At 71.4% G+C, this 22,154-nt stretch carries 19 protein-coding genes and 1 pseudogene; 13 read left to right on the top strand and 7 right to left on the bottom strand.

Annotated elements, in window-relative coordinates:
- Both PSH25_RS03385 and PSH25_RS03380 read left to right on the top strand, forming a co-directional pair.
- Nucleotides 1-621: pseudogene (locus PSH25_RS03385) on the top strand (hypothetical protein); the annotation flags it as partial.
- Nucleotides 622-738: 117 nt separating this feature from the next.
- Nucleotides 739-1,068 (top strand): hypothetical protein, encoded by a 330-nt coding sequence (locus tag PSH25_RS03380; protein ID WP_238657602.1) that lies wholly within the window; start codon nt 739-741, stop codon nt 1,066-1,068.
- 45 nt (nt 1,069-1,113) lie between these two features.
- Here PSH25_RS03380 and dacB read toward each other — a convergent pair whose 3' ends face one another.
- Nucleotides 1,114-2,697, bottom strand: a complete 1,584-nt coding sequence (gene dacB / locus PSH25_RS03375) for a D-alanyl-D-alanine carboxypeptidase/D-alanyl-D-alanine endopeptidase (protein ID WP_238657601.1) — start codon at nt 2,695-2,697, stop codon at nt 1,114-1,116.
- Nucleotides 2,698-2,764: 67 nt separating this feature from the next.
- Nucleotides 2,765-3,481, bottom strand: a complete 717-nt coding sequence (locus tag PSH25_RS03370; RefSeq protein ID WP_238657600.1) for an MIP/aquaporin family protein — start codon at nt 3,479-3,481, stop codon at nt 2,765-2,767.
- 49 nt (nt 3,482-3,530) lie between these two features.
- Between PSH25_RS03370 and PSH25_RS03365 the strand changes: the two genes are divergently transcribed.
- Together PSH25_RS03365 and PSH25_RS03360 are read left to right on the top strand one after the other, a co-directional pair.
- Nucleotides 3,531-4,664, top strand: a complete 1,134-nt coding sequence (locus PSH25_RS03365; protein WP_238657599.1) for an NAD(P)-binding domain-containing protein — start codon at nt 3,531-3,533, stop codon at nt 4,662-4,664.
- Nucleotides 4,665-4,855: 191 nt separating this feature from the next.
- On the top strand, nt 4,856-5,137 hold the full coding sequence (locus PSH25_RS03360; RefSeq protein WP_091393621.1) for an adhesin: 282 nt from the start codon (nt 4,856-4,858) through the stop codon (nt 5,135-5,137).
- A 9-nt stretch (nt 5,138-5,146) separates the two neighbouring features.
- On the opposite strand, the gene PSH25_RS03355 is transcribed toward PSH25_RS03360, so the two are convergent.
- On the bottom strand, nt 5,147-6,214 hold the full coding sequence (locus tag PSH25_RS03355) for a beta family protein (protein ID WP_238657598.1): 1,068 nt from the start codon (nt 6,212-6,214) through the stop codon (nt 5,147-5,149).
- A 91-nt stretch (nt 6,215-6,305) separates the two neighbouring features.
- Here PSH25_RS03355 and PSH25_RS03350 point away from each other — a divergent pair, with 91 nt between their 5' ends.
- From PSH25_RS03350 to PSH25_RS03335, 4 genes are all read left to right on the top strand, one after another.
- Entirely contained in the window at nt 6,306-7,184 is an 879-nt protein-coding gene (locus tag PSH25_RS03350; RefSeq protein WP_238657597.1) for a sulfotransferase domain-containing protein, read from the top strand.
- Between the two features lie 246 nt (nt 7,185-7,430).
- Nucleotides 7,431-7,823, top strand: coding sequence for a cupin domain-containing protein (locus PSH25_RS03345; RefSeq protein WP_091397116.1), 393 nt, complete (start codon nt 7,431-7,433; stop codon nt 7,821-7,823).
- Between the two features lie 42 nt (nt 7,824-7,865).
- Nucleotides 7,866-9,665 carry a glycoside hydrolase family 15 protein gene (locus PSH25_RS03340; RefSeq protein ID WP_238657596.1) on the top strand — a complete coding sequence of 600 codons (1,800 nt, stop codon included), beginning with the start codon at nt 7,866-7,868 and terminating at the stop codon, nt 9,663-9,665.
- A gap of 258 nt (nt 9,666-9,923) precedes the next feature.
- Nucleotides 9,924-11,291, top strand: coding sequence for a pectate lyase (locus tag PSH25_RS03335; protein WP_238657595.1), 1,368 nt, complete (start codon nt 9,924-9,926; stop codon nt 11,289-11,291).
- Nucleotides 11,292-11,342: 51 nt separating this feature from the next.
- Here PSH25_RS03335 and PSH25_RS03330 read toward each other — a convergent pair whose 3' ends face one another.
- Both PSH25_RS03330 and PSH25_RS03325 read right to left on the bottom strand, forming a co-directional pair.
- Entirely contained in the window at nt 11,343-12,533 is a 1,191-nt protein-coding gene (locus tag PSH25_RS03330) for a threonine synthase (protein WP_238657594.1), read from the bottom strand.
- A gap of 14 nt (nt 12,534-12,547) precedes the next feature.
- Nucleotides 12,548-13,597: a DNA polymerase ligase N-terminal domain-containing protein gene (locus PSH25_RS03325; protein ID WP_238657593.1), complete on the bottom strand. Its 1,050-nt coding sequence runs from the start codon at nt 13,595-13,597 to the stop codon at nt 12,548-12,550.
- Nucleotides 13,598-13,691: 94 nt separating this feature from the next.
- Between PSH25_RS03325 and PSH25_RS03320 the strand changes: the two genes are divergently transcribed.
- The 3 genes from PSH25_RS03320 (at nt 13,692) to PSH25_RS03310 (ending at nt 15,724) form a co-directional block, all read left to right on the top strand.
- Nucleotides 13,692-14,480, top strand: coding sequence for an aldo/keto reductase (locus tag PSH25_RS03320; RefSeq protein ID WP_238657592.1), 789 nt, complete (start codon nt 13,692-13,694; stop codon nt 14,478-14,480).
- 126 nt (nt 14,481-14,606) lie between these two features.
- On the top strand, nt 14,607-14,759 hold the full coding sequence (locus PSH25_RS03315) for a hypothetical protein (protein WP_167457661.1): 153 nt from the start codon (nt 14,607-14,609) through the stop codon (nt 14,757-14,759).
- A complete protein-coding gene (locus tag PSH25_RS03310) occupies nt 14,759-15,724 on the top strand; it encodes a golvesin C-terminal-like domain-containing protein (RefSeq protein WP_238657591.1) in 966 nt (321 codons plus the stop codon). The genes PSH25_RS03315 and PSH25_RS03310 overlap by 1 nt, the downstream gene beginning before the upstream one ends.
- Before the next feature lie 81 nt (nt 15,725-15,805).
- On the opposite strand, the gene PSH25_RS03305 is transcribed toward PSH25_RS03310, so the two are convergent.
- The gene (locus tag PSH25_RS03305) at nt 15,806-17,362 is read right to left on the bottom strand and encodes a SulP family inorganic anion transporter (protein ID WP_238657590.1); all 1,557 of its coding nucleotides are present in this window, start codon (nt 17,360-17,362) and stop codon (nt 15,806-15,808) included.
- Between the two features lie 170 nt (nt 17,363-17,532).
- Nucleotides 17,533-18,657, bottom strand: a complete 1,125-nt coding sequence (locus tag PSH25_RS03300; RefSeq protein ID WP_238657589.1) for a glycoside hydrolase family 12 protein — start codon at nt 18,655-18,657, stop codon at nt 17,533-17,535.
- 300 nt (nt 18,658-18,957) lie between these two features.
- On the opposite strand from PSH25_RS03300, the gene PSH25_RS03295 reads away from it, so the two are divergent.
- Together PSH25_RS03295 and ctaD are read left to right on the top strand one after the other, a co-directional pair.
- Nucleotides 18,958-20,064: an FAD-dependent monooxygenase gene (locus PSH25_RS03295; RefSeq protein ID WP_238657588.1), complete on the top strand. Its 1,107-nt coding sequence runs from the start codon at nt 18,958-18,960 to the stop codon at nt 20,062-20,064.
- A gap of 130 nt (nt 20,065-20,194) precedes the next feature.
- Complete coding sequence (gene ctaD, locus PSH25_RS03290) at nt 20,195-21,955, top strand: aa3-type cytochrome oxidase subunit I (protein WP_238657587.1); 1,761 nt, start codon at nt 20,195-20,197, stop codon at nt 21,953-21,955.
- The last annotated feature ends 199 nt before the right edge of the window (nt 21,956-22,154 follow it).

Here is a 22,154-nt window from a genome sequence, read left to right as displayed (position 1 = left end):
CCGCGCCAGCGGCCACCCTCGCCGGACCCGACGCCCTCGGCAAGCGCGCCCGCCCCGCCGCCGGCCAAGCCCGGTTCGCCGGCGCTGTCGGTGAGCCGGGGCGAGATGCCCGCCGCTGTCGACCTCACCGCCGTGGGCACCCGGGACTGGGTGCACTGGGGGGAGCGCGGCGGCGGGTCGACGAACCGCAAGCGCTCCGGCTCCGGCGAGATCATCGACGGGGGTGGCGCCGGCAGGCGGGTCGGCTGGGACGGCAACCAGGAGTACGTGCGCTGGTCCGACGGCGCGCCGGAGCGGTCGACGAGGGGCAGCTCCAACGGCGTCTACACCTGCGGTGCCGGGAACGGGTTCAGGCTCGCCATCGCCGGCAGCGGTGAGCCGCGCACGGTCCAGCTCTACGGTGGCATCTGGATGGCCCGGGGGCGACTGGAAGCGCGGCTGTCCACCGGCGGGCCCGCCAGCACCGCTCGACTGGAAGACCCCTACACCAGTCAGAGTGCCCAGTTCACCATCCGTTTCACGCTGCCCAAGGGTGCCCGACTGCTGCTGAACTGGACCGTCGAGAAGGTCTTCACACCGCACTGCGGCAACGTCGGCCTCCAGGCCGTGACGGTGCGCTGACTGACTGACCGATCGCTGGGCGTTTCCGCAGCGGGACAGTTTGTCCGTCGCGGACTGTCGAATGCGTCGTAACTTTCTGCTGTTCCCACCCGAGCATCCAGTGTGGAGGCAGCGGAGATGAGTAGCAGTACCGCCCACCGCGTCCGTCGTGCCGATTCGTCCGGCACCGATGAAGCGCCCGGGGAGGTTCTTCGCGACATCCCCCTGCCGCCGTACGTGACGGGCGAGGACACCCAGTTCGCCGTACGGGCGGTGGTGGTGCACGCCCCCCGGCGGTGGTCCGGGGGTGTGGTCTGCCGCAACGACGCCAGCCCGCACCCGTGCCGCCTGCACCGCTGGGGCGCCCGGGTGCTGGCGCTGCGCGGGCTGCGGGCCGCTGAGATCGCCGCGCTCATCGAGCGTGGTGACCCGACGGCGGTGGTCCCCCCACCGGACCGTCCGGCCTGAGCGCTCGCCGGGCCGGGAGGCGCGTACGCGCCTCCCGGCCGCCGCTCAACAGGTGATCGGTTTGACCCAGGAGCACTCGACGCCCTCCGGGGTACGCGGCGTCTCCGGCACCGCCGGCGGGGCCACCCGTGCCGTCGACGCCCCACTCTCACGGAAGCCGGCCAGCGCCACGGCGATCTGGTCCTCCAGCGACTTCACCGACGCGGTCAGGTAGTTGTTCAGCAGGATGGAGAACGCCAGCAGTCGCCCGTCGGCGCTGGTGACGTAGCCGGAGAGCCCGGAGACACCGGTCAGGCTGCCGGTCTTGGCGTGCACGTTGCCCGCGGCCGGGGTGCCGGCCATCCGGCTGCGCAGGGTGCCGCCGACGAACCGTTCGGGCTGGCCGGCGATCGGCAGCGCCGCGTACCAGGTCGCGAACCACGGTTCGGCGCGGACGGCGTTCAGCAGGTCGACGAACTCCGCCGCCGGGACGAGGTTGCGCCGGGACAACCCTGAGCCGTCACGTTGCCGCAGTCTTCCGGTGTCCATTCCGGTGTCGGCGACGTACTCGCTGATCGCGGTGAGACCGGCCGTCCAGGTGCCCGAGCCGGAGAGCACCCGTCCGATCTCCTTGGTCAACACCTCGGCGTGCCCGTTGTTGGACAGCTTGAGGAACGGCGTCATCAGCTCACCCAGGCTCATCGAGTCGTGTCGCGCCACCGGGTGGGCCGTCTCGGGGGTGGGCTGGCCGAGCACGGTCCGGCCGAGCACCCGGACGCCGTGCCGGTGCAGCGCCGCCCGGAACACGTCGGCCGCGTAGCCGGTGGGTTCCCAGACGGTGACCCAGTCGCTGGCGGGTTCCTCGTCGACCGCGATCTGGCCGGTCACCACGACGGTGTTGCCGCCGTGCTCGCGCTCGATCGAGATCGAGGTCTCGCCGTCGCTGACCGTCTGGGCGCGGTTGTCGACGCGGACGTACCCGGTGGCGGGGGTGGTGGTCACCACCGGTGGGGCGCCGGCCCGGTCGGCCGGTGCGGCGTGCACGATCACGGTGCCCGCGTCGTAGTCGGTGTCCGGGGCGACGGTCAGCGCGGAGACCTGGGCGGCGTAGTAGTAGGGCTCGTCGTCCCAGGTCCAGTCGGGGCCGAGTCGGGTGCGGTCGTAGCGGGTGTCGTCGGCGACCAGGTTCCCGGTGACCACCCGCACGCCGTCGGCGGCGACCTGCGCGGCGAGCGCGTCGTAGTCGGCGGCGAGCATGGTCGGGTCGCCCCCGCCGTGCAGGTAGAGGTTGCCGGAGAGCAGGCCCGCGCGGCGCTTGCCGCTGGCCCGGACGTCGGTGGTGAAGCGGTGGCCCGGGCCGAGCAGTTCAAGGGCCGCGGTCGAGGTCAGCAGCTTGGTGTTGGACGCCGGGACCAGCCGGCGGTCACCGTTGCGGTCGTAGAGCGTCTGGCCCGTGCCGGTGTCGACCACGACCACCGACGCCTGCGCGCCGGTCAGCCGGGCGTCGGCGAGGATCGTGTCGATGGTGGCGCGCAGCTGGGTGGTCGCGGGGGTGGGCGACTCGGCCGTGGCGCCGGGCGCGCCGGCGGTGGCCGCGGTGGCGACCAGCGCGAGCAGCGCGAGGGCCCGGGGAAAGTGACGGCGATGCATCCGCTGATGCTGCCACGGAGATATTCGCCGGAGAAGGCCCTCTGGCGAAAGATATTGCCGTCTGCGGCTATTTCGGTCCGCCGACCGATTTTTCGTGACCACCCCAGTAGTGCCGCTGGGCACCCATGACCATCGGAGCGACCAGCGCGGCGAGCGCCCCGCCGAGCAGCGGGAAGACGATGAACACCCAGAGCTGCCGCAGGGCCGCGCCGCCCTCGAAGACCGCCGGACCGAACGCGCGGGCCGGGTTGACCGCCGCGCCGGTCAGCGTCACACCCACCAGTTGGGTCACGGCGAGGGCCAACCCGATGGCCAGCCCGGCGGTGCCCGGATTCTCGCTCCGACTGGTCACCACCAGCACGACCAGCACGAAGAGGAAGGTCAGCACGACCTCCAGCACGGCCGCGCCGCCCCGGTTGATGTGGGCGCCGTAACCGTTCGTGCCCAGGGCCCCGGTCTGGTCCGCGACGTCACCCCATCGGGTGAGCGCCCAGAGCACGAAGCCCGCGACGGTCGCCCCGACGAACTGTGCGATCCAGTAGGCAACCGCCCCGACCAGCGAGATCTTTCCGGAGAGCAGCACACCGAGCGTCACCGCCGGGTTGACGTGGCTGCCGGAGAGTGGGCCGATCGTGTAGACGAGGGCCACCATCACGAACCCGAAGGCCAGCGCCACCACCACCACACCGCCCTGGACCCGTGCGGCGACCGCGCTGCCCACGCCGAAGAACACCAGCAGCAGGGTGCCGAGGAATTCGGCCGCGTACCGACGGAAGTCGCTCATTCACTCAGCGTAAGTGCAGGTCAGGCGGTCGAAGCCGGAATGGCCGTCTGTGATCGACACGACGGGCGAAGACGGGCACAGCGGCGACATCCAGGTGGTTGTACGCCGTGTGGACACCCACTTCGCGGACGTCGTGGTGATCGGCGCCGGGCAGGCCGGCCTGAGCGCCGGCTACCACCTGCACCGCACCGGCTTCACGCCCGGCAGCGGCTTCGTCATCCTCGACGCCGACGACGGGCCCGGCGGCGCCTGGCAGCACCGCTGGCCGACGCTGGTCTTCGACCGGGTGCACGGCTTCCACGACCTGCCCGGGCTGCCGCTCCCGCCCGCCGAGCCACAACGTCCGGCCGCCGAGCAGGTCAGCGCCTACTTTGCCGCGTACGAGAGGGCCTTCGACCTGCCGGTGCGGCGGCCGGTGCGGGTCCGGGCGGTGCGCTCCCGCCCGGACGGACGGCTGGATGTGCAAACCGACCGGGGCACCTGGACCGCCCGGGCCCTGATCAACGCCACCGGCACCTGGACGCGCCCGTTCTGGCCGCACTACCCGGGCCGGTCGACGTTCCGCGGACGGCAGCTGCACACCGCCGACTATCGGGGGCCGGCCGAGTTCACCGGCCTTCGCGTGGTGGTGGTCGGGGGCGGCACCTCGGCCGTGCAGCTGCTCGGCGAGGTCTCCACCGTCGCGGCGGCCACCACCTGGGTGACCCGCCGGCCGCCGACGTTCAACGACGAGGAGTTCGGCCCGGAACTGGGCCGCGCCGCCGTGGCCCGGGTGGACGAGGCGGTCCGGGCCGGCCGACCGCCGGGCAGCGTGGTGGGCGTGACCGGGCTGCCGGTCACCCCCGAGGTACGCCGACTGCGCGAGCGCGGCGTCCTCGACCGGCTACCCATCTTCGACCGGATCACGCCCGACGGGGTGGCCTGGACGGACGGGCGGTTCGTGCCGGCGGACGTGATCCTCTGGTGCACCGGGTTCCGGGCGGCCATCGACCATCTCGCCCCGCTGGGCCTGCGCGCGCCGGGCGGCGGTATCACGATGGACGGCACCCGGGTGGTCGCCGACGCGCGGGTTCACCTGGTCGGGTACGGCCCCTCGGCCAGCACGATCGGGGCCAACCGGGCCGGCCGCGCGGCGGTCAACGAGATTCGCGCCTGGCTGGCCCCGGCCGCCGCTCTCCACTGACCTGGCTCTATTTGACGGATGGTCGGTGAGCAGGCACGGTGGGAGTGACGGGGCCGTCAGCTGCCCCGATCCGATGCGACGGCGACGACCGTTCGCCCCTCTGTCGCCTCCCACGTGTGCTCGTACGCGGGCCGACTGTCCGGTCCGCGCGGTATCCGACCGCGAGCCGAGAACCCACGAGGAGTTCCAGCATGCTCACCATGACCGATAACGCCGTGCTCGTCATTCGTGACCTCGCCAACCAACAGGACGTCGCCCAGGACGGCGGAGTCCGTATCGCCGCCGACACCGAGGCCGGCTCGCTCACCGTCGAGCTGGTGCCCGAGCCGGTACAGGGCGACCGTGTGGTCGACAACCAGGGCGCCCGGATCTTCCTGGACGAGGACGCCGCCGAGTTGCTCGGTGACGCGTCGGTGGACGCCACCGTCGACGACGAGGGCATCATCCAGTTCGGCTTCACCGAGAAGCAGTAGACCCGGCCCTCACCGCAGCGGTCGCCCCCGCTGCGGTGGACCCTGCCCGGGGTGCCACCTCGGCGCGCTGTCGCCGGACGGATGCAACAGCGTGGCGAGCACGTGGGCCAGGTGGTGCGAGGTGCTCCACGCCGCCCAGTTGGCGGTGGAGCCGGCGCCCGCGCCTCTGCGGGCCCGGCGCAGCAGCTCATGGTCACCCCAGGAGAAGGCCGCTCCGGCGGTTGGCCAGTGTGGTGCCGACACCAGCGTGCGACACAGGTCGGCGAACCGGTCGTCGCCCCGGCCGCCGCGTCGCGCCCAGCGGTACACCCACCAACTGCCGTCGTCGGTGTACCGCACCGTCGGCAACCGGTCGCCGGGGTCACCGGTGCCCGGCACGGCCGGGTGGACGCCGTAGTCGCCGTAGTCGACACCGGCGTCGGCCAGTCGTCGCCACAGTTGCCAGTCCCAGCGGTCCAGTTGGACCGGCTCGTCGGTGGGCAACCGGGACAGCGTCGGCGGCATGCCGCCGGCCGCCACCGTCACCGACCGCCAGGCGTGCCGGCGCGCCCAGTCCAGCAGGTGGCGTACCCGGGGCTCGGCGGTCCGCACGTCCGCCGGGCAGCACACGTCCCCCGCGTCCACCAGCAGGTCGCACTCCTCCGGGGCGAGGCTGGTGAACCGCCAGATCCGTTCCACGGCGGTGGTGCTCGCGTCCGGCCCGGCCCGGTCCTGGCCGGCACGCAACCGGATGAGCGCGCGCCGGCCGTACGCCCGCGCCGCCGCGCCGTGCGCGACCAGCCGGTGGTCGTTCTCCGCGAGCCCGATCACCGGCACCACCGGTACGCCCCAGCGGGTCAGCTCCGCCTCCGGGATGTCGGGCAGCGCGTTGACGTCGACGGCGGGCATGAGCCCGGCTGGCAGCCGGCGAACGGCGTCCATCATGGACCGGTCGATCGCGCCGACCTCCAGGATCGGGGCGACCAGTGCGGCGTACGCGGGATCGAGGTGGCTCAGGGCCTCAAGCTCGCCTCGTCGGCTGGCGAGGATGGGGCGGTAGACCGGTGCGGCCGCCCGGCCCCCGTGGGAGGGCACCATACTTCAATCTAGCCAGGCATACGCGGATGCCCCAGGAATGTAAGCCGGAATTCGGCTGCTCGACTGTCGGTTCGGCGACTACCATCCACCGATGCTCACGCCGATTCACCGGTACCGATCCGACGAAGAGGACAGCGCACGGTGGACCGGTTTTCCGTTGCGCGACGGCGACATCGTGATCAGCACCCGGTCCAAGAGCGGCACCACCTGGATGCAGATGATCTGTGCGCTCCTGGTGCTGGGCACCCCGGAGCTGCCGGCGCCGCTGACCGTGCTGTCGCCGTGGCTCGACTGGTTGGGCGAGCCGCAGGCCACGGTGTACGACCGGCTGGCGGCCCAGCCACACCGGCGGTTCATCAAGACGCACACCCCGCTGGACGGGGTGCCGCTCGACCCTCGGGTGCACTACGTGGTGGTGGCCCGGCACCCGCTGGACATGGCGGTCTCCCTCTACCACCAGAGCGCCAACCTGGACCGGGCGCGCATCGCCGAGCTGACCGGTCGACCCGCCCCGGCCGGGCCACCCCGAGAGCGGCCTCCGGTGCGGGAGTGGTTGCTGAGCTGGGTCGACCGCGAGGTGGACCCGCACGCCGAGCTGGATTCGCTGCCCGGGGTGCTGATGCACCTGAGTGACGCGTGGGCCCGCCGGCACGAGCCGAACGTCGAGCTGGTGCACTACGACGACCTGTTGGCCGATCTGGGCGGTGAGATGCGCCGGCTGGCCGACCGGTGGAAACTCCCGAGCCCGGGGCCGGAGTTGGTGGAGGCCGCCACCTTCGGTCGCATGCGGGAGCGGGCCGATCGGCTCGCACCGGACGCGCTCGGCGTGCTGCGCGACCGGCAGGCGTTCTTTCGTCGGGGAGGCTCGGGGCAGGGCCGCGACCTGTTGGACGAAGCCGGTCTCGCCCGCTACCGGGAACGGGTCACGTCGCTGGCCCCGCCCGACCTGCTCACCTGGCTGCACCGTTAGGCCGCCGGGCTCGGAAGAGCGCACGGCGCCGCTCGACCGTGGTCGGAACGTCGCCGCGCTCTGGCCGTCTCCCACCATCGCAGCCGTTCGGCGGTACGCCGGCGGGGACCTGGCTCGACCGGCCCTTCGTGCCGGTCCGTGCTCTCGATCCCCGGTCCGCGCGGATCCAAACCCGCCGACCGTGGGGATTTCCACCATCCGCCAGTCCCGGCGTGGCGCGCCGCCGGACGGGGTATGAGCGTGGACATGGAGCATTTCACTATCGCGACCGTCGCCGAGAAGAGCCCGGATTTCCGGCGGGTGCTGTGGACCGGTGAGCACACCCAGCTGGTCATCATGACCATCCCCGCCGACGGGGAGATCGGCGAGGAGGTGCACGAGGACATCGACCAGATCCTCACCTTCGTCAGCGGCGTCGGCGAGGCGCGGGTCGCCGGCGCGAAGCGGAAGGTCGTCGCGGGCGACCTGGTCGTCGTGCCGGCCGGCACCAAGCACAACTTCGTCAACACCGGCCCCAACCCGCTGGTGCTGTACACGGTCTACGGGCCGCCGGAGCACGCCGACAAGGCCGTTCACAAGACCAAGGAGGAGGCCGACGCGGCCGAGGCGGCGGGCGAGGACGAGCCACCGACCGAGTGAGCCGTCCGGCCTGATCCGGGCCGATGCGGGTACCCCCGGCGGGTGGAGCAGCAGCCGGCGATCTCCGACTACGGGTTCCTCTCGGACTCTCGCTCGGGTGCCCTGGTCGGCAAGGACGGCTCGATCGACTGGTGGTGCCCGCACCGGTTCGACGGGTCGTCCGTGTTCGCCCGGCTGCTCGACCCGGGAGCTGGCCACTTCCGGCTCGCGCCGGTCGGGGTCGGCGGTCCGCGTCACCGGGTGGAGCGCGCGTACCTGCCGGACACGTTGGTGCTGCGGACGGTGCACCACACCCCGCACGGCAGCGTGGCGGTCACCGACGCCCTGGCCGCCGAGGTCGGCGCCCGTGCCCACGAGTTGGGCCGCAACTCACCCGCGGTGCTGATCCGGGTGGTCGAGGGGCTCACCGGGCGGGTACGGATGGCGCTGGACTTCGCGCCCCGCCCGGAGTACGGCCTGCTCACGCCGTATCTGCACGAGCAGCCGGACGGCGGGGTGCTGGCCGGCGCCGGTCCCATCGTGCTGATGTTGCGCGCCGGGGGCCTGCACCTGCGCGCCGGCACCGACCGGGTGACCCACGAGTTCGAGGTCTCCGCCGGCCAGGTGATCGGGATGGACCTCGCCTTCGGCGAGGCGTACGGCGACCCGCCGGCCCGGATGGACCCGCTGACCACCCTCGCCGAGACGACGCAGGCGTGGCAGGCGTTCCGGGAGACGCACACGTACTCCGGCCGCTACCCCGAACTCGTCAAACACAGCTCGACGGTCCTGACCGGCCTCACGTACGCCCGCAGTGGCGCGGTCGCCGCGGCGCTGACCACCTCGCTGCCGGAGCAGATCGGCTGCGACCGGAACTACGACTACCGCTACTCCTGGCTACGGGACTTCTCGTTGACGATGCGGGCGCTCTGGGTGGCGGCCTGCCCCGACGAGACGTCCCGGCTGTTCGCCTGGGCGACCCGCTCGATCGGCCGGTTCGGCGACGAGCCCGTCCCGGTGCTCTTCGGGCTGGAGGGCGAGCGCGACATCTCCGAGCACCACTGCCCCCACCTCCGCGGCTACCGCGACAGCAGGCCGGTACGGGTCGGCAACGACGCCTGGCGGCAGCGGCAGCTCGACGTGCCGGGTGAGGTGATGTCGGCGGTGTGGCGGCTGCGCGACTACCTCGGCGCGACGTTCGAGGACGAGTTGCGGGAGATGGTGCTCGGGCTGACCGAGCAGGTGGCCGCGACGTGGCGCCTGCCGGACCGGGGCATCTGGGAGACCCGGGACGAGGAGCGCCACTACGTCTCGTCCAAGGTGGCCTGCTGGCTCACGATGGACCGGGCGGTGGGGCTCGCCGACCGGCTCGGCGATGGGGCCGACCCCCGTCGCTGGGCCCGGGTGCGCGACGAGATCCGCGAGACCGTGCTGCGCGAGGGGTGGAACGACCGGATCGGGGCGTTCACCGGCGCGTTCGGGTCGGCGGAGTTGGACGCCTCGGTGCTCGCCCTGCCGGTCACCCACTTCCTGCCGGCCACCGACCCGCGGATGCGCTCGACCATCGCGATGGTCGAGCGCGAGCTGGGCACCGAGGACGGTCTGCTGCGGCGCTGGACGACCGACCCGGCCGGCTTCCTGCTGTGCTCGTTCTGGTTGGTGGAGTGCCTGGTGATGACGGGTGAGCCGCAGCGGGCCGAGGCGCTCTTCGAGCGGGTCGTCGGGTACGCCAACGACGTGGGGCTGTTCAGCGAGCAGATCGACCTGTCCACCGGGATGCAGCTCGGCAACACCCCGCAGGCGCTCTCGCACATCGGGCTGATCAACGCGGCCTGGCGGATCACCGAGCCGGACAGCTACTGATCGGTCGACGTTCCGTCCCGGCCAGAATCCTGCAACAGACCTGCAAACGTCAGGCATTGACGTTGATGCTTGGGCGGTCCTAGCCTCGAAGAAGTGGGAAAGCCCTTTCCCCAGGGCTTTGATCCCGCTTCACCCCGCCTCGGATCCGGGCGTCCGGCGGGGACGCACACCGATCCCGTCGCAGCGCGGCACGCTGTGCCGACCCGTCTCAGTACGGCGGCCGAGGGATCACCACCACATGCGTCAAGGAGGACACCTGTGCAGAAAAGAAGACCATCCGGCCGCCGACCACTCCTGCTGGCGGTGGGCGCCGGGGTGACCGTCGCGGCCCTCGCCGCCGGCATGACCTCGGCCTTCGCGGCCACCGTCTTCAGCGACGACTTCACCGACGGCGACACCTCCGGCTGGTCCAAGTCCGGCGGCACCTGGGCCGTCGACGGCTCGGGCGTGCTCAACCAGTCCAACGCCGGCAGCGAGCTGGCCCGGCAGTTCGCCGGCCAGACCAGCTGGACCAACTACTCCGTGCAGGCCCGGGTCAGGCCGACGAGCTTCGGCTCGTCCAGCGCCCTGGTCGGGCTCGCCGCCCGGTCCAGCAGCAGCACCAGGATGTACCGGCTGGTCCTGCTCGGCTCCGGCCGGGCCGAGCTCCAGGCGGTCAACGGCAGCTCCGTCACGGCGATCGGTTCCGCCTCGCTGGGCATCGGCACCGGCAACTGGTACACCCTGCGCATAGAGACCAGCGGCAGCACCATCCGCGGCTTCGTCAACGGCACCCAGATCGCGTCCGGCAGCAACAGCCTCGCCGGCGCGGGCCGGATCGGCGTGGTCACCGCGTACGCCAGCGGCGGCTTCGACGACGTGGTGGTCGACTCCTCCGGCGGCGGCACCCCGACCACACCGCCGCCGACCACGACTCCGCCGCCGACCACGCCGCCGCCGACCACCACACCTCCGGCGGCTGGCTGGCCGACGCCCACCGGCAGCCAGAAGGTGGACGCGACGATCGCGGTCTCCGGCACCTTCGACGGTGGGCTCAAGCGCTACTACGGCATCGGTGACGGTGGGCAGAGCGAGAGCCAGGACCCGATGTTCGAGCTGGCCGCCGGCGCCACCCTGCGCAACGTGATCATCGGCGCCCCGGCCGGCGACGGCGTGCACTGCGAGGGCAACTGCACCCTGATCAACGTCTGGTGGGAGGACGTGGGCGAGGACGCGGCCACCTTCCGGGGCGGCACCACGTACACCGTCGACGGCGGCGGAGCCCGCTCCGCCAGCGACAAGGTCTTCCAGCACAACGGCTCGGGCACCGTCTACATCAAGAACTTCCGGGTGGAGAACGCCGGCAAGCTCTACCGCGCCTGCGGCAACTGCTCCACGTCGTACCAGCGGCACGTGGTGATCGACAACGTGACCGTCCGGAACACCGACGCGATCGCCGGCATCAACACCAACTGGGGCGACACCGCCCGGTTCAGCCGGATCACCATCGTCGGCGACCCGGACCGGGAGACCTCGATCTGCGTGAAGTACAAGGGCGTGCCGAAGGGCAGCGAGCCGACCGAGATCGGCGAGGGCGCCGACGGCGTCAACTGCCTCTACTCGCCCTCGGACATCACCTACCAGTAGACCGGCACGACGGCACCCCGCGGACCGCCCGGTCCGCGGGGCGCCGCCAGGTCACCCCATCAGGGGTACGCCGGAGACGTCGACCGTGTCCGGGTACTTCAGCCCGGCGCCGGTGTTGAGCACCACCACCCGTTCACCGGCCCGGATCCACCCGCCGGCGCGCAGTTGCCGAGCCGCCGTGAGGCAGGCCGCCCCCTCCGGGCAGAGCAGCAGCCCCTCCCGGCTGGCGAAGTCCCGCAGGTCGGCCAGGATGTCCGCGTCGTCGACGGCGACGGCCGTGCCGGAGGACTCCCGCAGCGCAGCCAGGATCAGCTCGTCGCCCAGCGGGGCCGGCACGGTGATGCCGAACGCCACCGTGTGCGCGTCCGCCCACGGCTGCGCCCGATCCTCGCCGGCGGCGAACGCCCGCACGATCGGCGCGCAGCCGGTGGACTGCACCGCGACCAGTCGGGGCAGCTTGTCGCCGACCCAGCCCAGCTCGCGCAGCTCGTGCAACGCCTTGTGGATGCCGATCAGGCCGACCCCGCCGCCGGTCGGATAGATGATCACGTCGGGCACCTGCCAGCCGAGCTGCTCGACGATCTCGTACCCCATCGTCTTCTTGCCCTCCAGCCGGTAGGGCTCGCGCAGCGTGCCGGCGTCGAAGATCGCCCCGTTCGACTCCGCGATCAGCTCGGCCACCCGTCGACCCGCGTCGCCGATCAGCCCGTCGATCAGGCGCAGGTCGGCGCCGGCGGCGACGCACTCGCGTCGGCAGATGCTCGGCGCGCCCAGCGGCATGACGATGGTCGCGCCCATCCCGGCCCGCGCCGCGTACGTGGCCCAGGCCGACCCGGCGTTGCCGTTGGTGGGCATCGCGATCCGCTCGACGCCCAGCTCGCGGGCCCGGCTCACCCCGACCGCCGCGCCCCGGGCCTTGAACGAGCCGGTCGGGATCAGCCCCTCGTCCTTGACCATCAGGTCCGCGATGCCGATCTCGGCGCCGTACGCCGGGGCGCGCAGCAGCGGCGTCCAGCCCTCGCCCAGCGTGGTGACGTGCCGGGGGTCGGCGACCGGCAGCAGCTCCCGGTAGCGCCACAGGTCGGCCGGGCGCAGCGGAAAGCGTTCCGGGGTGACCGCCTTCGCCACGGCCGGCAGGTCGTAGCGGGCCAGCAGCGGCGATCCGCACTCGCAGAGGTTCTGTAACCGGTCGGCGGCGTACTCCTTGCCGCAGCGCGGGCAGTCCAGGTGGGTCAGGTACACGTCGCTCCTCGCCGTCACACCGCGTCGATGCTCAGCCAGTGCCGGCTGCGCCGCCCCGGCTGGTAGACCGAGTCCAGCCGCTTGGCGACCACACCCGGCAGGCCCTGTTCCTGCCCGGCACGCAGGGCCTCGTCGCCCGCGCCCGGGAACCACGGCGGAGTCTGCCAGTGCGTACCGGCCATGACCAGCCCATCGAGCAGCTCCCGGCGTTGCGCGTACGTCACGTCGACGCTGCTCACGCCCTCCAACCAGAGCAGGTCCACGATCAGGTACTGGGCGCCGGCGGGGACCCGGCTGCCGGTGGCCGGCCGGACCGGGCGGACCCGCCCGGCACCGTCGATGCGGACCAGCACACCGTCGAGCACCGCCTCGGTGGGCGCGAGCGCCTCGGCCATCGCGCGCAGCCACGGGTACCCGCCGGTGATCTCCTCGTCGGTCTCGGAGAGCAGCCGCAGTCGCCCGCCGGAGACGTACGCCATCGCCCGGACGCCGTCCCAGCGCAGCTCGTACCCCCACGCGGCACGGTCGCGGGGGAGCCCGGCGGCGGGCGTGGCGTGCATCGGTCGGACCAGATCCGGCATCGGTGTCCAGCCCGGCGGCGCGGGGTCGGTACGTCGGACCATCCAGTCCCGCCCGCCGGTGGCGAAGAGGACGTAGCGACCGGCGGTCCGCTCACCGGAGAGCGTCACGATCACCTCGTCGTCGCGCCACTTCTCGCACCGGTAGGTGCCCCGGTCGTGGATCAGCATCCGGCCACCGCCGTACTCGCCGGCGGGGATCTCGCCGGCGAAGTCGAGGTACTCCATCGGGTGGTCCTCGGTGTGCACGGCGAGGTGGTTGCGGCCCGGATCGCGGGGGAGACCGCGGGGCACCGCCCAGGACGCGAGCACCCCCTCGTGCTCCAGGCGCAAGTCCCAGTGCAGGCTGCGGGCGTGGTGCTGCTGGATGACGAAGCGGGCGGCGTCGGCGTCGGGGCCGGCCGACGGAGGGCTCTCCGGCGGCACCGGCTCGGGTGTGCGGGCCGCGTCCCGCCGTCGCCGGTACTCCTCCAGCCGGTCGGTCACCCCCGCATTGTCCGGCAAACCGGGCCGGTGCGCTGGACGCCGGAGTGTCCGGTTCGCTCGGCGGCCGGGGGCGCGGCGGGGTAGAACGGACCTCATGGACCTCACCGACCAGCCCACCGCCCTGCTCCCCGGTGACGTGCGGATGCCCCTGCTCGGCTTCGGCACCTGGCAGGCCACCGGCCAGGCCGGTTACGACGCCGTGCTGGCCGCGCTCGACACCGGCTACCGGCACCTCGACACCGCCACCGTGTACGGCAACGAGCGGGAGGTCGGCCGGGCGGTGCGGGAGAGCGGTCTGCGTCGGGAGGACGTCTTCATCACCACCAAGCTCCCGCCGGACCGGGTGGGCCGGGAGCGCGCGACGCTGGCGGCCAGCCTGGAGGCGCTCGGCGTCGAGCACGTGGACCTCTGGTTGATCCACTGGCCGCCGTCGTCGCCGGGGGACAGCATCCCGCTCTGGCGTGAGCTGCTCGCCGCCCGGGACGAGAACCTCGTCCGGGCGGTCGGGGTGAGCAACTACAGCACCCCCGAGATCGACGAGCTGATCCAGTCCACCGAGGAGAACCCGGCGGTCAACCAGATCCGGTGGAGCCCGTCGCTGTACGACCGGCAGCGGCACGCCGAGCACCGGGACCGGGGGGTGGTGCTGGAGGGGTACAGCCCGTTCAAGACCAGCGACCTCAGCGACCCGGTGCTGACCAGGATCGCCGCCGCGCACGGCGTCTCCCCGGCGCAGGTGGTGCTGCGCTGGCACATCGACCACGAGATCGTGGTGATCCCGAAGTCGGTGACCCCGGAGCGGATCACCGCCAACTTCGACGTCTTCCACTTCTCGCTCACGGCCGAGGAGATGCGCGACATCGACGCGCTCGGCGAGGTCTGAATCGGCGAATTCCTTCAGCGCATGACTCGGCATTGAAGGGTATCGACATCGACGTACGTGACGGTATAGCGTGCCCGTCATCACGTTCGTCGATCCGTTCGTACCCGCCGTCGCTGGAGGATCGCCATGGCCCGAACACCGTCCATCCGTCTGCGCCGCCGTGGGGTGCTCGGCATCCCCGCCCTGGTGGTCGCCGCGCTGACCGTCGTCGCCCGACCCGCCGCGGCGAACGCCGCGCCGAAGGCCGAGTGCCTCGCCGACCTGCTTCAGGACGCCTGATGGCGACGATCCCCTGGCTGGTGGACGTGCTGCGCGCCGCCGGGGTCCAGGTCGTCGTCGAGGGGGACTGGCTCAACCGGATGCGGCCCGGCTCCTTCGACCCGATCGGGGTGCTCTGGCACCACACCGCCTCCACCTCCAGCGCCAGCAACCCGCACCCGGCGCTCGGCATCTGCATCAACGGCCGGTCCGACCTGCCGGGGCCGCTGTGCCAGGCGCTCGTCGACTACAACGGTGTCTTCCACGTCATCTCCGCCGGCCGGTGCAACCACGCCGGGGTCAGCGGTGGCAGCGGGCCGATCCCGGCCGGGGACGGCAACACCCTCATGATCGGGTGGGAGATCGACTACAACGGTGTGAGCCAGGAGATGACGGCCGCGCAGTACAACGCGTCGCTGGCCGCCACCGCCGCGGTGCTCACCCGCCTCGGCCGGGACAGCAGCTACGCCCGGGGTCACCGGGAGACCAGCACCACCGGCAAGATCGACCCGTCCTTCATCGACCTGAATGTCATGCGCGCCGACGTGGCGGCGAGAATGGCCGGCGGCGGCACGGCGTGGTCCTCCACCGTGGACAACACCACCAGCGGCCGGTTCACCGCCAGCGCCAACTGGGGCGTGTCGTCGTACTCCAGCCAGCGGTACGGCGCCGACTACCGGTACGCCGACCCGGTCGCCGCCAGCGATGTCGCGTGGTACCGGTTCAACGTTCCGGCGGCCGGCAACTACCGGGTCGAGGCCTGGTGGCCGGCGAACTCGGGCTACAACAGCGCCGCCCCGTACATCGTCGCCACCAGCACCGGCAACCAGACCGTCCGCGTCGACCAGCGGGTCACCGGCGGGCAGTGGCGGATCCTCGGCACGTTCGCGCTGCCGGCGGGCGACGCCAACCGGGTGGGCGTGAGCCGGTGGAGCAACGCCACCGGCCTGGTCGTCGCCGACGCGGTGCGCCTCACCCGCGTCTGACCTCGGGCGGCGGATGTCCGCGTACTGATCCACTCGGCCTTCGTGAAGTCGGGGCGTCCAGGGTGCGAGGATGCCCCGACTCTACGGAACCCGGGGGTTTGCGAGGGGCAGCCCACCGTGCCCATGCGCATCCGGAGACTGACGACCCCGAGTCACGCACGGGGAGGTGCGTTTGCCGGTGCCGAGCCCGTCGGTGCCCGCACGATGCAACCACGAGCCGTGTACCTCGCTGACCTGGACGTTGCCACCGGACCGCGTGTAGGACGCCTGCCAGTCGCGGATGGTCTCGTAGGCACCGTGGTCGAGATAGTCCAGGTGCAGTTCGAGCACGACGTGCTGCCTCGGGGGCAGGGCGGCGAGTCGGCGGGTGAGTCGTCCGGAGGCGACGAAGGCGAGTGTTCCGGTGATCGACACGAGCCAGGTGCCGGAGTTCGGCTCGGTGACGTGAATGTCGCACCGGGCCAACCGCCGCAACATGAAGAGCACCGCCGAGGCCATGCCCAGCCCGACCCCGACGAGCAGGTCGGTCGCGGCCACGCCGACCGCGGTGATCACATAGATGGGCAGCTCCCGGTGCCGGGCGTACATACGGATCTGGGCGAGGCTCACCAGCCGCAGGCCGACCACCACGAGGACGGCGGCGAGCACGGCCATCGGGATCATTTCCAGCAGTACGGCGCCGGCCATCACGAACCCGGCGATCCAGACTCCGTGCAGGATGGTCGAGGCGCGGGTGCGTGCCCCGGCCGCGACGTTGGCCGAGCTGCGCACGATGACGCCGGTGACCGGGAGGCCGCCGAGCGTTCCGGACACGGCGTTCGCGGCGCCCTGAGCGATGAGTTCACGATCGAGGTTCGCCCGTGCGCCGTGGTGCATGCGGTCGACGGCCACCGCGGAGAGAAGAGATTCCACGCTCGCTACCAGGGCGATGGTGATGACTGCCGGGAGGACTTCCCACAGCGGTGAGTCGGGCCAGCGGGCGAAGGTGAGCGCGCTCAGGGGGTTGGCGGGCAGATTGACCCGCTCCACGTCGGCACCGAGGGCCGCCGCGACCACGGTGGCGACCACCACCGCCACCAGGGTGGCCGGCAGCATGGTGGTCTTGACCAGACGTGACCAGATCAGCAACAGCGTCATGGTCAGCGCGCCGAGCAGCACGGAAACGCTGTGGTAGTCGGCGACCTGGCCGGGTAGGTCACGGAGATTCGCCCACGCGGAGCTCTGGGGCGCGCCGCCGAGCGCTACGTGGACCTGGCTCAGCGCAATGACCAGGCCGATGCCGGCCAGCATCCCGTGTACGACTGTTGGCGACAGAGCGAGCGCGGCCCGCCCGAGGCGGGTGATGCCCAGCAGGATCTGCAGCAGCCCGGCGGCGGTCACGATCGCGGCGGTGCCGGCGAAGCCGAACTCGGCGATGGTGCCCGCGACGATCACGGTGAGCCCAGCCGCTGGCCCGCTGACCTGGAGCGGCGCGCCGCTGAGCGCGCCGGCGACTATCCCGCCCACGACGGCGGCGATCAGCCCGGCCAGCAGCGGTGCTCCGGAGGCGGCAGCGATGCCGAGGGACAACGGGATGGCGATCAGGAAGACAACGATCGACGAGGGGATGTCGTACCGAAATAGCGCTATAACCGACATGTTCGGAAGGTACGCAGATAATATTAATGCATAGTTAAGCCTGATTCTTTCACCCGCGATATCGCCGGGGTGGCCGCGCGAACTGTCGCGCTGTCAGTGGGCAAGCCCGCGACCAGCGACGTGCGGGGGCGTGACCGGCCAGGTCACGCCCCCGCACGTCGTGGTGTCGGTCAGGTACGGGAGCAGGTTGCCCCGTTGAGCGAGAAGCTCGTCGGCGACGAGTACGACCCGCTCAGGTTGCCCTGGTAGCCGAAGCTGGCCGTGCCGCCGGGTGCGACCGACCCGTTGTGGCCGACGTTCCGGGCGGTCACCGTCGACCCGCTCTGGCTCACCGTGGCGTTCCAGGCGCTGGTGACCTGCTGACCACTGGGCAGGCTGTAGGTCAGCGTCCAGCCGTTGATGGCGCTGGAGCCGGTGTTGGTGATCTGCACGTCGGCGGTGAAGCCGTTGTTCCACGAGTTCGCCGTGTACTTCACCGCGCAGCTCGCGCCACCGCCCGGCGGCGGCGTGGTCGGAGGCGGCGTGGTCGGGTTACCGCCACCGTTGACGTTGGCCGAGAACGATGTCACCGCGAGGCCGACGCCGCCCTGCCACGGCTCGAAACCGGCCTGGATGCTGGTCAGGTACCAGGAGTTGGTGATCGCGCCCCGGTTGCGGGTGTCGTTGATGAAGTCCAGCACGCTGAAGTTCAGGCTGGAGACCGCCGACGGCGCGACGTAGGAGATGACGTTGTTGGAGCCGTTGCTGCCCCGCCAGACCTCCCAGGTGCGGCCGGCCAGGTTGGCCGTGCCGACGACCGAGCCGATGGGCTGGATCGGACCCTGCCGGTTGAGCCAGATCATGATCTCCATCTGGTTCACCCCGTCCCGCTTGGGCGACGGGTCCAGCCAGATGTCGTACGACGCGTTGTAGGTGGCGCCGCTGACGTAGCGGTAGGAGATGCTGCTGGTGGCGCTGCTGATCTGGCTCACCTGGATCGGCAGGTTCGTGCCGGGGGAGCAGTTGGTGTAGTGACAGCCGAAGAACACCGAGGGGTACGCCGTGGGCGCCCCGTTGGTGGGGCTGCTGCCGTTCAGAGTGGTGATCTCGAAGCCGTTGCTGGTGACGTTGATGCACTGCTGGGCGGTGGTGCCCCAGCGGTTGTTCTGCACCACGTACCGGCCCTGGATGACGGCCGAGCCGTACTGTTCGCAGATCTGGGTGTCGGCGGAGGCGCTGCCGCCGAGGGCCACGGCCACCAGCGAACTGGCGACCAGCAGCCCGGCGGCGGCCAGGGCCCGAAGTTGACGTTTCATGACGCTCCTTGACTCGGCGCGTGCCGGGCGCCGGATGTGGTGGGGCAGTGCGGGAGCGCTCCCACGCTCAACGACACATTTACATGTCTGAAACTGACGCGCAACCGTACGCGTTGAACTGGTGAATTGTGAGGAATGCCATCCACCCGCCGGACGGCTGGCGACGGACGGCCAGCCAAGCTGCGTGGGTCGCCGACGAGCGGCGGGGCGCGGACCGATTGGGCCTGGTGTGCGCCGATCGCTCCGAGTAGCGTGTTGCCTCCAACGCGTACCGCTCCCCCTCCGGAGGCGTACACCACCATGGGTGGCTCCCCCCTGCGCATCCTCGTCGTCGGCGCGGGCATCGCCGGCCTGGCCGTAGCCCGGGCGCTGCGCCTGGCGGGCTTCCGGCCCGACGTCACCGACAAGCTGCCACCGGGGGAGTCCACCGAGACCGGTCTCTACCTGCCCGGCAACGCCGCCCGCGCACTGCACCGGCTCGACCTGCACGACCCGGTCCGACCGATCGGGCAGGTGATCCGTCGGCAGCTGTTCTTCGACGCCGCCGGCGCGCAACTCTGCGAGGTCGACCTCGACGCCCTCTGGGCCGGCGTCGGCGAGTGCCGGGCACTGCCCCGGGCCGACCTGCACCGGGTGCTGCTCAGCGGTGCCGGCGGCGCCGTCCGGCACGGCGCCGAGGTCCGCACCCTGGACCTGCTCCCGGGCGCGGTCGGCGTCACCTTCACCGACGGCACCACCACCGAGTACGACCTGGTCATCGGCGCCGACGGGCCACGCTCCTCGGTTCGTGCGCTGGCCGCGCTCGGTGGGCCCCCGCGCCCGGTCGGGCAGGTGGTCTACCGGGCTGTCCTGCGCGACGGCCCACCGGTCACCGAGTGGACCGCACTGCTCGGCCAGCGCTCCGGGTTCCTGATGGTGCCGATCGGCGCCGGTCGACTGCACCTCTACGCCGACGAGGCCGGCACCGAGGAACCCGTCGACCCGCTGGCCCGGCTGCGGGACCTCTTCGCCGACTACCGCGGCCCGGTACCCGAGGTGCTGGCGGCGCTCGACGAGGTGCACGTCGGGATCACCGACGAGGTGGAGTTGGGCCGCTGGCACCGGGGGCGGGTCCTGCTGGTCGGCGACGCCGCGCACGCCACCGCGCCGACGCTGTCCCAGGGCGCGGCCATGGCCTTGGAGGACGCAGTGGTGCTGGCCGAGTCGCTGCGCGCCGCCAACAGCGTGGAGGCGGCGCTCGTGGCGTACGAGAGTCGTCGCCGTCCGCGTACCCGATGGGTGCGGGACCGGACCCGGGACCGCAACCGGACCAGGGACGTGCCGCCGGCGCTGCGCGACCCGCTGCTGCGCGGACGCGGCGACCGGATCTTCGGGGAGCACTACCGGCTCCTGCTCGGCCCGCTGTAGCCCCGTTGTAGATCGTGTCACGCCACCCCACGCGGCGCTGCGACCTGCCGGGGACTATCCTCCTTGCGGATGACGGCCCGCCGATAACCAGCGTGTGCCGAGCGGGACAACCGAGAACCGGAGGCCACTCGTGACCACCGTCGCACCCAAGCCGGTCGTGACCCGGCCCTGGCCGGTCCGGGAGCCGGTCAAGGGGTCGGCCATCGCGCGGCTGCTGCGAACCACGGACGCGAAGCAAATCGGGATCATGTACATGGTCACCGCGTTCGCGTTCTTCATGATCGGTGGCCTGATGGCCCTGGTCATGCGGGCTGAGCTGGCCCGACCCGGGCTGCAGTTCCTGTCGCCCGAGCAGTACAACCAGCTTTTCACCATGCACGGCACGATCATGTTGCTGTTCTTCGCGACGCCGATCGTGTTCGCGTTCGCGAACTACATCGTGCCGATCCAGATCGGCGCGCCCGACGTCTCCTTCCCCCGGCTGAACAGCTTCGCCTACTGGCTGTACCTGTTCGGCGGGACGATGGCGACCGCCGGGTTCATCACCCCGGGTGGCGCCGCCGACTTCGGCTGGTTCGCGTACGCGCCGCTGAGCAGCGTCGAGCACTCGCCGGGCGTCGGCGCCAACATGTGGATCATGGGTCTGGCCATCTCCGGTCTGGGCACCATCCTCGGCGCCGTGAACATGATCACCACGGTGCTGACCCTGCGCGCGCCCGGCATGACCATGTTCCGGATGCCGATCTTCACGTGGAACATCCTGGTCACCAGCCTCCTGGTGATCCTGGTCTTCCCGCTGCTGGCCGCCGCGCTGTTCGCGCTCGCCGCGGACCGCATCCTCGGCGCGCACGTGTACGACCCGGCAACCGGTGGGCCGATGCTCTGGCAGCACCTGTTCTGGTTCTTCGGGCACCCCGAGGTCTACATCGTGGCGCTGCCGTTCTTCGGCATCATCAGCGAGGTCATCCCGGTCTTCTCCCGCAAGCCGATCTTCGGCTACAAGGGTCTGGTCGCCGCGACCGTCGCGATCGCCGCGCTCTCCATGAGCGTCTGGGCGCACCACATGTTCGCCACCGGCCAGGTGCTGCTGCCGTTCTTCAGCTTCCTGAGCTACCTGATCGCCGTGCCGACCGGTATGAAGTTCTTCAACTGGATCGGCACCATGTGGCGGGGTCAGATCAGCTTCGAGACGCCCATGCTCTGGGCGGTCGGCTTCCTGGTCACCTTCCTCTTCGGTGGTCTCACCGGTGTGCTGCTGGCCAGCCCGCCGATCGACTTCCACGTGTCGGACTCGTACTTCGTGGTGGCGCACTTCCACTACGTGCTCTTCGGCACCATCGTGTTCGCGGTCTTCGCCGGCATCTACTTCTGGTTCCCGAAGATGTTCGGCCGGATGCTCGACGAGCGCCTGGGCAAGGTGCACTTCTGGCTCACCATGATCGGCTTCCACACCACGTTCCTGGTGCAGCACTGGCTCGGCAACGAGGGCATGCCCCGCCGGTACGCCGACTACCTGCCCAGCGACGGCTTCACCACGCTGAACACGATCTCCACGATCGGCGCGTTCATCACCGGTATCTCCACGCTGCCGTTCATCTACAACTGCTGGAAGTCGTACAAGACCGGCCCAGTGGTCGAGGTGAACGACCCGTGGGGTCACGGCAACTCGCTGGAGTGGGCGACCAGCAGCCCGCCGCCGCTGCGCAACTTCGACAAGATGCCCCGGATCCGCTCCGAGCGGCCGGCGTTCGACGCGAAGTTTCCGGAGTTGGCTGCCGGTGGTCAGAGCCTGGCCGGCCCGCCGGAGGGTGGCGCCAAGCCGCTCACCAGCGAGTCGGACGGCGGGGCCAGCTACCGCGAGGACACCGCGAGCGACGCCGACCGGCACTGACGCTCAAGCCCAGCAGTACGACGGGCGCCGCCCCCGGGACACCGGGAGCGGCGCCCGTCGCCATATCCGGCCAACGTGACTCCCGCCCCCCGCCCGCCCGTTCCTGGCTTCGAGCCGGTCTGGCTCCGAAGGGGCTGTGTGCCTGAAGAGCCTGATGTCTGTGAGTCATCAAAATGACTCACAGACATCAGGCTCTTCA

It is taken from the genome of Micromonospora foliorum (assembly GCF_022229015.1).
GTDB classification, from domain to species: Bacteria; Actinomycetota; Actinomycetes; order Mycobacteriales; family Micromonosporaceae; genus Micromonospora; species Micromonospora foliorum.
The sequence above is the reverse complement of the archived record's forward strand: the minus strand, read 5'-3'. Positions and strand labels throughout refer to the sequence as shown.

Coding starts and splice junctions, on each gene's coding strand:
- PSH25_RS03380 (WP_238657602.1), top strand. CDS start 739: ATGAGTAGCAGTACCGCCCACCGCGTCCGTCGTGCCGATTCGTCCGGC.
- dacB (WP_238657601.1), bottom strand. CDS start 2,697: ATGCATCGCCGTCACTTTCCCCGGGCCCTCGCGCTGCTCGCGCTGGTC.
- PSH25_RS03370 (WP_238657600.1), bottom strand. CDS start 3,481: ATGAGCGACTTCCGTCGGTACGCGGCCGAATTCCTCGGCACCCTGCTG.
- PSH25_RS03360 (WP_091393621.1), top strand. CDS start 4,856: ATGCTCACCATGACCGATAACGCCGTGCTCGTCATTCGTGACCTCGCC.
- PSH25_RS03355 (WP_238657598.1), bottom strand. CDS start 6,214: ATGGTGCCCTCCCACGGGGGCCGGGCGGCCGCACCGGTCTACCGCCCC.
- PSH25_RS03350 (WP_238657597.1), top strand. CDS start 6,306: ATGCTCACGCCGATTCACCGGTACCGATCCGACGAAGAGGACAGCGCA.
- PSH25_RS03345 (WP_091397116.1), top strand. CDS start 7,431: ATGGAGCATTTCACTATCGCGACCGTCGCCGAGAAGAGCCCGGATTTC.
- PSH25_RS03320 (WP_238657592.1), top strand. CDS start 13,692: ATGGACCTCACCGACCAGCCCACCGCCCTGCTCCCCGGTGACGTGCGG.
- PSH25_RS03315 (WP_167457661.1), top strand. CDS start 14,607: ATGGCCCGAACACCGTCCATCCGTCTGCGCCGCCGTGGGGTGCTCGGC.
- PSH25_RS03310 (WP_238657591.1), top strand. CDS start 14,759: ATGGCGACGATCCCCTGGCTGGTGGACGTGCTGCGCGCCGCCGGGGTC.
- PSH25_RS03305 (WP_238657590.1), bottom strand. CDS start 17,362: ATGTCGGTTATAGCGCTATTTCGGTACGACATCCCCTCGTCGATCGTT.
- PSH25_RS03300 (WP_238657589.1), bottom strand. CDS start 18,657: ATGAAACGTCAACTTCGGGCCCTGGCCGCCGCCGGGCTGCTGGTCGCC.
- PSH25_RS03295 (WP_238657588.1), top strand. CDS start 18,958: ATGGGTGGCTCCCCCCTGCGCATCCTCGTCGTCGGCGCGGGCATCGCC.